Source organism: Pseudoalteromonas sp. T1lg122 (assembly GCF_002964825.1).
Taxonomy (GTDB): Bacteria; Pseudomonadota; Gammaproteobacteria; order Enterobacterales; family Alteromonadaceae; genus Pseudoalteromonas; species Pseudoalteromonas gelatinilytica.
On record NZ_PQCG01000001.1, the window covers coordinates 543248 to 557727 of the forward strand.

The window sequence follows — 14480 nt, forward strand, 5'->3', positions numbered from 1 at the left end:
AGAAAAAAGTGTCGCCCGTTTGGGCGACACACATCTATTAATTAGGGCAATTACCTAATTCATAATACCCAGCACTAGTTTGCGCTAAGGTACTGGTATAAAAGGTGTTATAAAGACCAAGGTTATCACCTGAGCCTACCGCATAGGCGTAAGAGCCATTCGTGGTTGCGCGATTTGCTTGCACATGCGCATAGTTGCTTGAGGTGGTTTCAGTGCATTGGTAATCACCATTCGGTGTTGAGTCACACGCATCACCCACACCATCTGCATCACTATCTAGCTGATCACTATTGGCTACCAGCGGGCAGTTATCTAGGCTATCACTGACACCATCGCTGTCGGAGTCACTCGTTTCACCATCAGGAGTGCTGTCACACACATTACCAACCCCGTCATTATCGTTATCGGCTTGATCAGCATTCGCCACATTCGGGCAATTATCTGCGCCGTCGAGCACACCGTCATTGTCTGCGTCATTAGTCGGTTCGGTGGTGGTTTTGCATGCTTGTAATGGCCCTGCACAACTTGAATCATCATCAGCAATCCACTGACATTGATTTGTGCCCGCTGAATACTCGCGCATAGTAAAGGCTGCGGTTCCAAACGCTAAATAACAGGCAGAATAGCCTTCGCCCCAGCTAATGTGGCCTTCGTTGATATGAAGATTGTAATCGCCTGTTACGCCAGCATCGATGACAAAACTAATGCTATCTGTTGATGTAAGCGCAGTATCATCAGTTGCGGTGATCACTGCGTTATTATTGCCACCAGCCAAATTGCATTGCTCAGCAAAGTACTCTAGCCCATTCACTGTAGCCGTCACATCACCATTGCTAAAACTGACCACGACAGTGCTTAAATTTTGATTATCATCAATCACCGTGCCCGTTACCGTAGCGCACTGCCCGTTTACACTAGCCGCAGTGTCACTCAGTAGCGGTGCTGTAGCCGCAGGCTCTGGTCCAACGCGTACCGTTAGATTAGCTTCATTACCTTGTTTCGCTTCATTATCTGTGGCACTGACACGCACTTCATAAAGTCCATCGCTGAGTGCACTTGTCACCCCGCTAAAAGTATTATTCGCATCGACTTGCACGTTCAGTGACTCAATTAAGCTTGCCGCGCCACCGGCTAGGCTATACACGTTAATATCAACATTCGTTACACTGCCTTCTGGGTCGACTGCACTGCCTGTAATGGTGAGCTGATTATTACTGTCTGTGGCAGTTAAATTACTAATTTCAGGGCCTGCATTACGATCAACTCGTTTATTATTAGCCGCAAAGTACTCACCGAGATAGGTTGCAAAATTAATACTGTTTGCCGCCACATAATCGCCAGACGCACCTTGCCCGCCCGACCACGAATGATCCAAATTATTAAACCACAGCATAGCAACCCGATTGTCTTGCCAAAGTGACTGCTCAGCGGTACGCGTTGCATCATCACTTATTGTTGTCGTACCTGAAAGTTGATTAACCCCATAAAGGGCAGCAAAGCCATCTGCGTTTTGCTGGTTATAACAGGTATTGACTGTGGTATCGGCAGTACCGTGACCAATCACCGCTATTTGTGTGGAAAAATGATCTTTATAACTGCCAGCATAGCTTTCACAGCGGGATACAAAGGTGTTTTCAGACACTGTTTCACAGGTCGAAATTGCCCCACTTGAACTTGTGCCGATGGTCGGCCCGGCGCTGGGTGCAACCCCGGCAAATACATCAGGCGCTACACAAGCCGTTTGTGCAGCCATTGCAGCCCCAGATGATAAACCTGCAATATACACTTGTTTGGGATCAATATTACGCGCTGCATCAGAACTTAATACATTGGCTAAATTAATCAAATTCTTATAATCGCCAGAGCTTCTATTGATTGCTCCTTGCCAATATGACCAGCAGCTATAACCTGCCTTATTCATAGCATCAGGAACGGCTATTACCATGCCATGGGCTTCGGCTGCATCTTCAAGATTCGCAGTTAAGTAGTTATTAATGGGTTGTACGCAGCCATGTAATACCAGCATCAAAGAATGGCCATTGCCTATGCTTGATTGCGTATCAGGAGTGTAAATATGAACATTATTAAAACCGCCAATGCTGACATTTTGCTGCCAACTCCCTGCAAAACTTGGCTGTGAGAAAATAGCAGCACAGAGCACTGCGAGCGGAGTAAACGACGCTGATTTTCGTTTACATAATTGTGTTACTTTTTGCATATATCGCCTTTATAGTCGTTATCATTGTTGTCTGTCAGTTGATGACTAACCCAATGTAGTAGAACTATTTAAAAAGCGAACTATAACTATAGTGCTATACAGCCATTAAAAAACAACCCAAAGGTAGCACCACTGGATTTATTGTCATTTTCAAAACTAAAGTTAATTTTATTAACAAAGCCAACGTAACTCGTTGGCTTTGCTTTTACTAAGGTATGGGCTTAAAAATTAAACCCTACTGATAGCCAATAACGACGACCATCTTCAACATATCCGTATTCAGCTTCGGTAATTTCTTTATTAAACAAGTTATAAACACCAAACCCTAACTTAATGCTGCGGCTTAAATCGTAGTTACCGCCAATATCAGCCAAGGTGTAATCTGGCGCAATTAAGCTGTCTTGCGACGGGCCTGTTGTCGGCTGGCTTTCTTCGCCGCGGTAATGAACACGCAGCCACGTACCTAGCTTATCAACCGGGCGCCAATTAACTGAAGTTTGTAAAATATGCTTCGGTAATTGATTAAGTGGGCTGCCTTTGTATTCACCGGTTTTTTGCTCAGAATCGGTGTAGGTGTAATTGGCACTGACATCAAGCTCACTGGTAATGTCGTAAGATACTGATAACTCAAAACCTTGTGTAACGGCTTCATCCACATTGACATAGGTTGTTGGCATCGAACCAAACTGGTTTGGTCCATCCGTACACTGGGTGAGTGGGCACGAAATACGGGTAATTTTATCTTCAAATTCGTTGTAAAATACGGTGCTTGAAAGCGATAAATCACGGCTGGCATCATAGTAGATACCCATTTCGTAGTTTACTGATTTTTCAGGGCTTAAATCTGGGTTACCGTAAATATTACCACCTCGACTCACTTGCCCCCAGGCCGCGGTAGATTGACGAATATTCGGCGCTCTAAAGCCTGTAGAGATACCCCCTTTTACCGTCAACGATTTAGTCGCTGTATACACACCATACAAACGTGGGCTGAAATGCCCTGAAAAGTTACCATCATGGTCATAACGAAGACCCGTTGTGAGTTTAAACTGCTTCGTTGCTGACCACTCATCTTCGGCAAACACTGACCACTGCTCGTTCTCTACATGCGTTAGATCACTAATTTTGTTACTGGTGTAATCATCAAGCTCTTCTTTTAAATAAGCTGCACCAAGTGTTGCGTTGTGATCAGTAAATGGCAGCGTCCAACTGGTTTGCGCATCGGTATTTTCGACGTACATTTCGCGCGAAGTATTATCAAATTTATCGTACTTTAGGTAGCTGCGTGATGAGCCAAAATCATAAAAACCATTATGACTTAGTGAATATGTTTCTTGGTCGTACTCTGTGGTTGATGACTCTGGGCAGCCATTTCGGCCACAGCTTTCACCTTCAGCTAAAGGAGCAACTGTTTTGCCTAATGTTTCGTCAAGTTTTTGTTTTGCAGAGCCTACTTCCAGCATGATTTCGTGGTTATCAGAAGGCGTTAAGATAAACTTCGCTTTGATATTGCTTTGCTCTTTGCCACGAAAACCTGCTTCAAAATCGTCTTCATCACGCTTTGAAAATTGACCTGATAATTGCATACCTAATAACTCAGGAATTAAGCCACCCGCGGTGAAAAAGCTTCCTTGGTTAATATTGCCCGATTCACTTGATTCTTGAATCGTGCTATCTAAACGCAGTTCGCCGTACCACTTTTCTGGTGTTTTGCGGGTAATAATATTGATAACCCCACCAATTGCATCTGAGCCATATAACGACGACATTGGCCCGCGAATAACCTCAATACGCTCAATTGCCGAAATAGGCGGAGTCCACGCCCCTTCTACACCTGGGCCATCGCTGTTTGGGCGTGTTTCGCGTGAGGTTTGACGCTGGCCATCAACTAAAATTAAAGTGTATTGGTTGGCCATACCACGAAGGCTAATATCTTTTCTGTCGCCACCACCTGTGACAACCACACCGGGAACATCGGTCATCGCATCGGTTAGATCACGATAAAAACGTTTTTCAAGCTGCTCTCGATCGATAACACTGATACTGGCTGGCGCCTCTTTTAGCATTTGCTCGTAACCTGAAGCCGAAACGACGATGACTTCCATATCTTGTTTTTTGTCATCAGCGTATGCAAAATGGGAAAGACCTGCTAACACAGCAGCGGTGAGTGGTAAAACAGAAGAAACAACCCTCGTCATAATAATACTCCGTGACTTTTTGTTTATAAATGATAATAATTAGCGTTTGCATACTAATGAGAAGTCCCGATTTTCACAATTTACGATTTCTTAAAACTGAATTAAGAAGGCCTGAACCATGAATTCCAAGCTGATCAAAACATTGCGTGTATTTTCTCGTACTGTTGAAACGGGCAATATGAGCAGTGCAGCTGCAGAGTTATCGATGACCACATCGGCTGTCAGTCAACACATTAAGCAATTAGAGCAAGAAATCGGGTTAAGCCTATTTAACCGCAGCCCACGCGAACTCACATTAACCGAAGCAGGCCACTTGTATTATCAAAGCTGTTTGAAAATGTTGGCACTGGCTGATCAAGCCAGTACACAGTTACAACACTTACAAAATAAACCCAGTGGTGAGCTCAAATTAGTTGCGCCTGTGGGATTTGGCGGCGGCCTATTAAGTGAGCCTTTAGATCGCTTAATCAACGAGTTTGATGATTTACGTATTCAGTTAATTTTGACTGATGAGCCAATTGATATGATCAAATGCGGCGCTGATCTAGCGATTGCGATTGGCCCTTTAACTGACTCAAATCTCGTTGCTCGTAAGTTAGCTACTTGGCCGTTAAAGCTATGTGCTCATAAAGACCATGCAATTAGCAAACTTGATAAGGCCAGTTGGGAAGATCTAGGTAACTTTGCCCGTATCGCGCACAGCAACGCCGACAGTAATGCGTTTAACCCGTTAACGCTGGCAAGTAAGCCATTACCAAAAGCAAAAATCACCGTAAATAATATGCAAAGCTTAATTAAATTAGTGTGTGATGGTGTTGGCTATGGCGTGTTACCAGAGCCAGAAGTAAGGCATTTATTAAAATCGAAAGAGCTGGTTGAAATTGCACCCGAATGGGCAATGCCAAATTACACTGTTTATGCCGTGACTCCAGCGAGAGACAGCTTAGCGGCAAAAACAAAAACCGCCATTGATACATTAAGACTGTGCTTTAACCATGTGTCTAAGCAAGTTGAGTTAGTTGATTAAGACGCTACAAGGATAATACCCATTTGCCATATGCGGATGGGTATTCTCCAAACTAGCGTTAACCCAGCGCCAGCCAAACGCCCACACACATCATTAGCGCACCAGCAATACGGTTTAACCACTTCACATTATCGCCTTTATCTAAAAACAGCCTTAAGCTCTTTCCGCCGGTAGCATAAATCAACATGCAGATAAATTCGCTCAGCATAATAATGCTCACTAATACGGCAAGCTGAGGGGCAACCGCTAAATCAACATTAATAAACGGAGGGAGTAAAGAAATCATAAATGCCCACCCTTTTGGGTTTGCAATGGCAGTGATATAACCCTGCGAGAATAATTGCCCACGACCAATTTGTTGCTGTTTATCATCGTTTGGTTTAAAGCTGGTTTTAGCGCGCCACATATTAACCCCCAAGTATATTAAGTACGCACCACCTAAGTATTTTAAAAAGGCAAATAATTCAGGGTAATTAAGCATAATACTGGCAACCCCTATCACCGCAGCAATGGCTACCGTAGCAACGCCTAACACCTCGCCGACCATCATCCACAGCGTACGTCGAATGCCCACACTCATCCCTAACGTCATGGCGAGCGTCATACACATACCAGGTGTAATAGAAACAAAGAAAAAGGTCGGAATAAAAACCGCGAGTACTGCTAAATCGAGCATAAATGCAATCACATGTTTATTGCTTAAAAAGAGAAAGCGATTAAATCACATTCACTTAAATAAGCAAACAAACACGCGATTGCTAACAGACTTATAAAAACATACCGCCCGATGCTTCAATGCGTTGCCCGGTCACCCAACGGTTTTCATCACCGAGTAATTGCGCAATCATAGGACCAATATCATCAGCTTGGCCAACGCGTCCCATGGCTGTAAATGAACTGACTAATTGCGCAACCTGCTCATTATCACGGACAGCACCGCCACCAAAATCAGTGGCAATTGCACCGGGTGCGACGACATTCACGGCAATATTGCGACCAGCAAGTTCTTTTGCCAGGTATTTGGTTAATACCTCAACGGCCCCTTTCATGGTGGCGTAGGCCGCTTTTCCTGGTAATGCGAAACGTGTCAGCCCTGAAGATAAGTTAATAATACGCCCGCCATCATTGATCATCTCATGCAGTGTTTGCGTTAAGAAAAACACCCCTTTTACATGTACATTCATCAAATTATCAAACATAGCTTCACTGGTATCAGCAAATGCGCTATCACTGCCATGACCTGCATTATTGATTAAATAATCAAATCGAGAGGTTTGCCATTGTGTTACTAAGGTACTTTCAAGTGTTTGTTTGAATTCAGCAAAACCTAAAATATCGCTCACATCAAGTTGGATGGCGACGGCTTTTGCCCCTAGCGCTGCGACTTCCTCTACAACTTGCTGCGCTTCATCTTTATGGCTTCTGTAAGTAAATACGCAATCAATGTTCTTACGTGCCAAACTTAAAACTGTATTTTTACCTAAACCGCGATTACCACCTGTGATCACTGCAATTTTGTTGCTCATCATGTTTACCTTTTGCTTTGGAGTTATTTTGAGCAACCAGTATATTTACACTGCAAAACCAGATAAACCATGTAAAATTGAATTAACTGTTCGTAAATAACAAACAATCATGAATGAACTAAATGCCATGAAAACCTTTGTTCAGGTTGCAGAGCTAAAAAGCTTTTCGGCTGCAGCACTTGCACTGAGCATGCCTAAATCATCTGTCTCGCAGTTGGTCAAACAACTCGAAGATACGTTAGGTGCTCGGCTTCTAAACCGCACAACAAGGCGAGTCACGCTGACCAACGAAGGCACAGTTTTTTATCAGCGCTGCAAAGATATGCTTGCTGATATAGACGAACTACAAACCCTATTTCATAAAAAAGACGAAGCGTTATCAGGGCGTCTTAGAGTAGATATGCCACAGCCAATTAGCAGACGTTTAGTGCTGCCGAATCTAGACAGCTTTTTATCTGCACACCCACAATTAGAGATTGAACTGAGCAGTTCTGACAGACGAGTTAACCTCATTGAAGAAGGCTTTGATTGTGTAGTGCGAGTCGGTCATTTAGAAGACTCATCGCTGATTGCGAAAAGAATTGGCCACTGCCCGATGATTAACTGTGTAAGCCCAGGTTATATTAAAAACTATGGCAACATCACAAAGCTTAGCGATTTAGCCGAGCACTACATTGTTCGCTATAGCCAAACACTCGGCCAACTTGACCCCGGCTTTGAATACCAAGATACACAAGGCGATTGGCAAACCCTGACCATGAAATCACAGCTCACAGTTAACAATACGGATGCCTATAAAGCAGCGTGTTTAGCAGGGCTTGGCCTTATTCAAGTGCCTCGTCATGGGGTTCTCGACGAGCTCAGCCGTGGTGAACTTATCCAAGTTTTACCTGACTACAATTTACCACCCATGCCTATGAATATCGTCTACCCAAATCGACGTCACTTACCAAGGCGCACCCGAGTATTTATTGATTGGTTAAGCGAGCAATTAAAACCGATTACCCAGAGCTAGTGTTAAATAAATACTCGGCTCATTGTTGAATCGATTCTTTCAAAGCGGCTTCCAATAAAAACAAAACGCTACCATTAATACAAAAATCCCCGCCATAAGGCGGGGATTTTTAATATAAGTAATTTTACTAATTACTGAGTAACACCGTCAGCGGCAACTGGCTCTGCGGGCTTTTCGTCACTTAATAAGTATTTATCTAACCACTGCTCTTGCTCCCAAAGTACATGTAGCAAGCTCTTACGAGCACGATAGCCATGCGCCTCATAAGGTAACATTACTAAGCGGGCTTCTTTACCTAGGCCTTTTAATGCAGCGTACATACGCTCACTTTGCATTGGGAAGGTACCCGAGTTTGGATCTTCTTGACCGTGGATCATCAGCATAGGCTCATTGATTTTCTCAGCGTGGAAAAACGGTGACATCGCCGCGTACACATCTTGCGCTTGCCAAAAATCACGCTCTTCACCTTGGAAACCAAATGGCGTTAGGGTGCGGTTGTAAGCACCACTGCGAGCAATACCGGTTTTAAATAAATCGCTGTGCGCTAACAAATTCGCCACCATAAAGGCACCATAAGAGTGACCGGCAATGGCAATTTTGTCTTTATCTGCCACACCCTTTTCAACAAGTACATCTACCGCAGCTTTAGCACTTGCAACCAGCTGCTTACGGAATAAGTCGTTCGGCTCTTTACCATCAACACCCACAATTGGCATTTTCGGGTCGTCAAATACGGCAATACCTTTTGCAAGATAAGGCATTGGCCCCCAATAACCGATATAGGTAAACTCATATGGCGATTCGCGCATTTGTGACGCAACGGCTTTATCTTTGTATTCAAGCGGATAAGCCCACATTAGAACTGGTAACGGGCCTTGAGTTGCATCATAACCCGGCGGCAAATAAAGCGTACCACTAAGCTCAACGCCGTCATCACGCTTGTATCGAATTAACTCTTTAGTCACTCCTTTAAACTCTGGATAAGGGTGCTCAAAAGTCGTAAGTTGGGTCAGGGTTTTATCGTCTAGGTCGCGAATAAAGAAGTTAGGTTGCTCAGTTTTAGATTCGCGAATGGTAATTAAACGCTCGCCTTCGTCATCAAGCATGGCACGCACACGCTCATAATATGGCGCTTCTGATTGCCAAACGCGAGTTGTGGTATTGGTTTTTACATCATAACGGTCTAAAAACGGAATATTGCCCTGTTCAGAGGCACCATTACCACGTAAGAAAAGATAACGGCCGCCAACAACTTTTAATACGTCAGCGCCTAAATCATTCTTTTCATAGATTGGGTAACCTGGATCTTTATAAGCATCGTTATAGCTGCGCTCTGAAAATAGCACACGGTTTTTATCTGCATTACGCGGTTGAATTACAAAGACGCGCTCTTGTCGATCGCTAAAGCGCCACTCAGATAACAAAGCAACATTGCCATTGCCCCAAGCGATTGAATCAAATCGGCGTTCGACTTTAGCAAATAACTGTGGATCACGTTTAAAAGGTGCTCTTAGGCTATAAAGGTGATCGTGATAAGGCACGTCGGTTTTCATATCGCCGCCGTCTTGCGCTTCTGCCCAAATGACTTCAGCGCCTTGATCTGCTCGCCATTGAAAATCACGGCGACCAGTACGCACACTGTCATAGCCTTGTGGAATGTTATCTGCTAAAGACTGCTTCGCAAGCTCTGCTAACGTATAGCCACGCATGCCCCAAATTTGCCAAGTTGCAGCAAATCGGCTGTAAGGCACTTGATACGAAAAAGGCTCATCAATCATACCAACCAAAATATTGGTAGAATCAGGCGAGACCGAAAACGATTTAATTAAGCCCGGTTGACCAATTGGTTGGCCTTGACCACTGAGCGGAATATAAGTCAATTGGCTTTGTGCAAAGAATTTAAATTGCGCTTCATCATATGGGCTAGTTAGCAAATTTTGATATGTACGCGCAGGTGCTTTTTCACCACTGCTTTGTTGGATAACCGGCACGACTTGCGTGCTGTCATTGCTGATGCGCGTTTTACCAATATTGACCGCGGCATTAGCAACAATGGCGCTACTATCTGGCAGCCAAGTGTAAGGTGTGCTGGTTAAAACCGAGTTCAGCGAGGTATCACTGAGCTGGCGGGCTTGTTTAGTGCTTACATTATAAACCCATAGATTAGCACTCGTTGCTTGCTCAACCACAAACGCCAAGTACTGGCTGTCGCTTGACCAACTTGGTGAACGTAAAATACCGTTTGGCAAACCCGACACAACAATTTCAGAACCGGTTTCGACATGCTTAAGCACTAAAGATGTAAATTTATTTCGTTCTCTCGAGCGCGAGAAATTAGCTGGATTAAGCTTAATACCTGCAAGCTTTAACTCTTCTTTGGCTAAGTCTTGTAAGGTATCGATGCGTTTTCTATCAAATAACGCCAACCACTGACCATCATTGGATAAATAACTACTCGGTGCAAGCTTAGCATCAACCACAGCAGCCAGTGCAGGCGATGGGATTTGATAACCTTGATTGGCAAAACTGGGTGTGCAAACAGCTGCGCCAATGACCAGCGCAAAAAGCAATTTGAATGCTTTCATGTTCGTTCCTTTTTCGTTTTTATTTTCTATTCTGTAAACAAGTAGAACATGTTTGCAGCATTTCATAAAGAGTTTCGACTCTTTTAGCAGCCAATCAGTGACTTAAACTGCTAAATTACGCTAAAATAAAAGCACTCTATTCACCACTTTTTGCTAATAAAAATGAAAAAATCGACAGGCAAAGTCACAATTTGGGATGTTGCTGAACAAGCGCAAGTTTCAAAATCAACCGTGTCTTTGGTCCTTACCAACAGTGATAAGGTCAGTAAAAAAAGTAAAGAAAAAGTACTGGCTGCCATTGATAAGCTTGGTTATGTGTATAACCGTGATGCTGCAGCACTTCGCAGCAAACGCTCAAACCTCGTTGCGTTGGTTATAAACGACTTAACCAACCCCTATTCAGCTCAGCTTGCTGTTGGTCTCGAAAAACACATTTTTGAACTTGGCATGCTGCCAATGCTGGTGAATATTGCAGAGTGTGTAGAAAGACAAACCCAAGTGGTAAAAACCTTAAAAGAATACAACGTTTCGGCGTTCATCATGTGTCCGGCTCCGGGCACACAACAGCAGTGGCAGGATGATTTAATAAATAGCGGCTTTCCGGTTATTAATATCATGCGTGAAATTCCGTTTTCAGCAGCGCCGTGTATTTTGCCTGACAACAAAAAAGGCACGCACATTTCAACCAGCCATATTTTATCACAAGGCATTGAAGAAATAGCCTTTTTAGGCGGCACGGCAGAAATATCTGATTACCATGAACGGTTAAGTGGTTTTTTGTCTGCGCTTGATCAATTTAATATCACCGATGAAAAACCCGTTATTCAAGCGCCGACAAATCGCCAAGGGGGCCGAGAAGCCTTTAATACCCTTATAGAGCAAGCACCAAATACCAAAGCCATTGTCTGTTTTAATGATGTGATTGCTTATGGCGCGATTGAAGCAATGCGTCAACACGGCCTCGAGCCGGGTCAAGATATCAAAGTTATTGGCTTTGATGACTTAGAAGATTCGCGCTTAATGCTGCCTTCTCTTTCAACCATCGCCATTAATGCCGATGAAATCGGTAAACGCACCTGTCAGGTGTTAAAAGAACTCTTAGATAAATCAACACCCCCAGTTCGCACCTTAGTGGATGTTAACTTAAAAATACGAGACTCAAGTCAATGAAAAAAGTGTTAGTGATCGGCTATGTATGGCCTGAGCCTAATTCGTCGGCAGCCGGCACCCACATGATGTCACTCCTGCGCGCCTTTCGCGCAGAAAACTGGCAAGTTGAATTTGCAAGCCCAGCGCAAAAAACCGAGCACATGGTGGATCTCAGCGTAGATGGCATTACCACACAGGTCATTGCATTAAACTGCTCAAGCTTTGATGAGTACGTGCAAGCGTATAACCCCGATATTGTGATGTTTGACCGCTTTATGATGGAAGAACAGTTCGGTTGGCGAGTCGATAAATACTGCCCTAATGCACTTAAGATCCTTGATACCGAAGATTTACAGTGCCTAAGAAATGCCCGCCACGACGCTCATAAAGCAGGTCGAGAATTCAGCCATAGCGATTTACACAGTGATATTGCAAAACGAGAAATCGCCGCTATTTTACGCTCAGACATCAGCTTAATTATCTCGCACTACGAGATGCAGCTGCTCAATGATGTTTTCAAAGTCGATAGCGCCCTACTTCACCACTTACCATTTTTGGTTGATTTACAGCATATTCCCACCAGCACCAAAGCATTTGCAGAGCGTAAACACTTTATGACCATAGGTAATTTTCGTCATGCGCCAAACTGGGATGCTGTGTTGTACTTACAACAAATTTGGCCGCTGATCCGCAAACAATTACCCGATGCCGAACTCCACATTTATGGCTCTTACCCGCCACCAAAGGCGACAGCCCTTAACAATCCGAAAACCGGATTTTTAATTAAGGGCTGGGCAGATGATGCCTATAAAGTAATGGAAGATGCCCGTGTGTGTTTATCGCCACTGCGTTTTGGGGCGGGTATTAAAGGCAAGTTACTCGAAGCGATGATCATGCAAACGCCAAGCGTAACAAGCCCAATTGGTAGTGAAGGCATGCATCAAGACGAACCATGGTCAGGTGCAATCTGTGAAGATGCACAGCAATTTGCTGATGCAGCAGTGGCACTTTATCAAGATGAAGCGTTATTTACTCAGGCACAGCAAAATGGCCAGCTGTTATTGCAAAAATATTATGACAAATCAAAACTTCAATCGCAGTTAATCGCTAAAATTACCGCTATTAGTGAGTCATTAGCACAGCATAGAGAGCTAAATTTTACAGGCCAAATGCTCAAACATCACACCATGCGTTCGACCCAATATATGGCGCAGTGGATTGAAGCAAAAAATAAGTAATTTTGCCGTAAATAACACTAGACATAGCGGCTTTTGCCGCTAAAATCGCGCTGGTCAATTTAAGCGATATAGTCTTGCTATTAGACTATATCTTATTGAATTTTGGTCTATCCTTAACTGAACAATTTAACCTTTGGTTCAAAACGCCTTTGAAAACCGCAACGTTTACTGAAAAACGAAAATTTATCGTGAAGCTTGGCAAAATGCTTCATAAATACGGTACACCTGCATACCGACTAGAAGCGCACTTAATGGAAGTTGCGACTTACCTCGGCTTAAAATCATCTTTTGTTATGTCGCCAACATCTGTCACCTTTGTTATTTGGACAGATGGTCACGAAGAAGAGTACACCCATGTTGCGCGTGTTGATCCGGGCGATCACGACTTAGGCTCGCTGGCAGATACCGATGACTTAGTAAACAAAATGCTCAACGGTGAGCTAACGCTACAAGAGGTCGATAAACAACTCGACATCATTTATAACCTGCCAAACCCATATAATAGATTTATGACCGGCGTTGCTTTTGCAACCTCTGGCGGTGCATTTGCCATGTTAATGGGCACAGGCTGGAATGATGTATTTTGGTCAGCACTGATCACCTTAGTGGTGTATTTGTTTGTGCTTTGGTCAACACGCTCAAAACGCGTTGCGCATATGCTTGAGCCTTTAGTTGCCATTGTTTCTGCAATTATCGCGTGGCGGTCAGTGTTTACCTAGACGCCGAAATAAACATTCGATTGGTGGTGCTTTCAGCCATCATTGTGTTTATACCCGGTTTAGCATTAGCACTTGGATTAGCTGAGCTTGCAGCAAGGCACTTGGTGTCTGGTACAGCACGGGTGATGGACTCATTCATGCTGCTGTTTAAGCTGTATTTTGGTGCTTTCATTGGTATTGGTATTGGCTTCGCTATTTTTGGTCAAGCAGACTACGTGCAACCAGAGCCTTTACCAAAATGGACCGCATGGCTTGCTATATTCATGCTCTGTAGCAGCCTAATTGTCATTTTTAGAACCAAACTAAAGCATGCGGGTTGGTCTATTGCTTCTGGCTTTATCGCGTATGGCACAAGTATTGGTTCTGCCATGTATCTAGACTACACATTGGGCACATTTGTTGGCGCTTTATCTGTTGGAGTGTTCAGTAACTTGTTTAACCGTGTTGCTAATGCACCCGCCTCCATTGTTGCCATGCAAGGCTTGATAGTATTGGTGCCAGGCAGTAAAACCTATATTGGTTTGAACTCATTGATTGAAGGTCAAGATTTCGTGTATGCCGAACATATTGGTCAACAAACCTTCTTGATATTTATGTCATTAGTGGCGGGGCTTATCTTTGCTAACGTCGCGCTGCCACCGAAGAAAAGTCTATAACTTACTTAGCCCGAGTTTCTCGGGCTTTTTCTTTTTATTTCACCTTACATCCCTGATTTTATTGCTGCTGTTTGCCTACCTGACTTTGCTTATCAATAACAAACTGATATAACTCTAAGTGCATGTGGTAAAAATAAAAAGGATTTATT

9 protein-coding genes and 1 pseudogene are annotated in these 14480 nt (G+C 43.7%); 5 read left to right on the forward strand and 5 right to left on the reverse strand.

Annotated elements, in window-relative coordinates:
* Positions 1 to 37 precede the first annotated feature (37 nt).
* Positions 38 to 2218, reverse strand: coding sequence for an extracellular catalytic domain type 1 short-chain-length polyhydroxyalkanoate depolymerase (locus C2M33_RS02525; protein WP_105173614.1), 2181 nt, complete (start codon positions 2216 to 2218; stop codon positions 38 to 40).
* Positions 2219 to 2439: 221 nt separating this feature from the next.
* Positions 2440 to 4416 (reverse strand): ligand-gated channel protein, encoded by a 1977-nt coding sequence (locus C2M33_RS02530; protein ID WP_105173615.1) that lies wholly within the window; start codon positions 4414 to 4416, stop codon positions 2440 to 2442.
* A gap of 118 nt (positions 4417 to 4534) precedes the next feature.
* Between C2M33_RS02530 and C2M33_RS02535 the strand changes: the two genes are divergently transcribed.
* Positions 4535 to 5443, forward strand: coding sequence for a LysR family transcriptional regulator (locus tag C2M33_RS02535; RefSeq protein WP_063701233.1), 909 nt, complete (start codon positions 4535 to 4537; stop codon positions 5441 to 5443).
* A gap of 58 nt (positions 5444 to 5501) precedes the next feature.
* Here C2M33_RS02535 and C2M33_RS02540 read toward each other — a convergent pair whose 3' ends face one another.
* Positions 5502 to 6119 carry a LysE family translocator gene (locus C2M33_RS02540; protein ID WP_105173796.1) on the reverse strand — a complete coding sequence of 206 codons (618 nt, stop codon included), beginning with the start codon at positions 6117 to 6119 and terminating at the stop codon, positions 5502 to 5504.
* A gap of 91 nt (positions 6120 to 6210) precedes the next feature.
* A complete protein-coding gene (locus C2M33_RS02545; RefSeq protein ID WP_199775191.1) occupies positions 6211 to 6972 on the reverse strand; it encodes an SDR family NAD(P)-dependent oxidoreductase in 762 nt (253 codons plus the stop codon).
* Between the two features lie 106 nt (positions 6973 to 7078).
* Between C2M33_RS02545 and C2M33_RS02550 the strand changes: the two genes are divergently transcribed.
* Positions 7079 to 7984: a LysR family transcriptional regulator gene (locus C2M33_RS02550; protein WP_105173617.1), complete on the forward strand. Its 906-nt coding sequence runs from the start codon at positions 7079 to 7081 to the stop codon at positions 7982 to 7984.
* 131 nt (positions 7985 to 8115) lie between these two features.
* On the opposite strand, the gene C2M33_RS02555 is transcribed toward C2M33_RS02550, so the two are convergent.
* The gene (locus tag C2M33_RS02555; protein ID WP_105173618.1) at positions 8116 to 10569 is read right to left on the reverse strand and encodes a S9 family peptidase; all 2454 of its coding nucleotides are present in this window, start codon (positions 10567 to 10569) and stop codon (positions 8116 to 8118) included.
* A 162-nt stretch (positions 10570 to 10731) separates the two neighbouring features.
* On the opposite strand from C2M33_RS02555, the gene C2M33_RS02560 reads away from it, so the two are divergent.
* The 3 genes and pseudogenes from C2M33_RS02560 (at position 10732) to C2M33_RS02570 (ending at position 14331) form a co-directional block, all read left to right on the forward strand.
* Positions 10732 to 11739 carry a LacI family DNA-binding transcriptional regulator gene (locus C2M33_RS02560; RefSeq protein ID WP_063701247.1) on the forward strand — a complete coding sequence of 336 codons (1008 nt, stop codon included), beginning with the start codon at positions 10732 to 10734 and terminating at the stop codon, positions 11737 to 11739.
* Positions 11736 to 12956: a glycosyltransferase gene (locus tag C2M33_RS02565; RefSeq protein ID WP_105173619.1), complete on the forward strand. Its 1221-nt coding sequence runs from the start codon at positions 11736 to 11738 to the stop codon at positions 12954 to 12956. Before C2M33_RS02560 ends, C2M33_RS02565 begins: the two co-directional genes overlap by 4 nt.
* Positions 12957 to 13105: 149 nt before the next feature.
* Positions 13106 to 14331: pseudogene (locus C2M33_RS02570) on the forward strand (threonine/serine ThrE exporter family protein).
* Positions 14332 to 14480 lie beyond the last annotated feature (149 nt).

Excerpts from the sequence above, each read along its gene's own strand:
- C2M33_RS02525 (WP_105173614.1), bottom strand. The coding sequence starts at position 2,218 with ATGCAAAAAGTAACACAATTATGTAAACGAAAATCAGCGTCGTTTACT.
- C2M33_RS02530 (WP_105173615.1), bottom strand. The coding sequence starts at position 4,416 with ATGACGAGGGTTGTTTCTTCTGTTTTACCACTCACCGCTGCTGTGTTA.
- C2M33_RS02535 (WP_063701233.1), top strand. The coding sequence starts at position 4,535 with ATGAATTCCAAGCTGATCAAAACATTGCGTGTATTTTCTCGTACTGTT.
- C2M33_RS02540 (WP_105173796.1), bottom strand. The coding sequence starts at position 6,119 with ATGCTCGATTTAGCAGTACTCGCGGTTTTTATTCCGACCTTTTTCTTT.
- C2M33_RS02545 (WP_199775191.1), bottom strand. The coding sequence starts at position 6,972 with ATGATGAGCAACAAAATTGCAGTGATCACAGGTGGTAATCGCGGTTTA.
- C2M33_RS02550 (WP_105173617.1), top strand. The coding sequence starts at position 7,079 with ATGAATGAACTAAATGCCATGAAAACCTTTGTTCAGGTTGCAGAGCTA.
- C2M33_RS02555 (WP_105173618.1), bottom strand. The coding sequence starts at position 10,569 with ATGAAAGCATTCAAATTGCTTTTTGCGCTGGTCATTGGCGCAGCTGTT.
- C2M33_RS02560 (WP_063701247.1), top strand. The coding sequence starts at position 10,732 with ATGAAAAAATCGACAGGCAAAGTCACAATTTGGGATGTTGCTGAACAA.
- C2M33_RS02565 (WP_105173619.1), top strand. The coding sequence starts at position 11,736 with ATGAAAAAAGTGTTAGTGATCGGCTATGTATGGCCTGAGCCTAATTCG.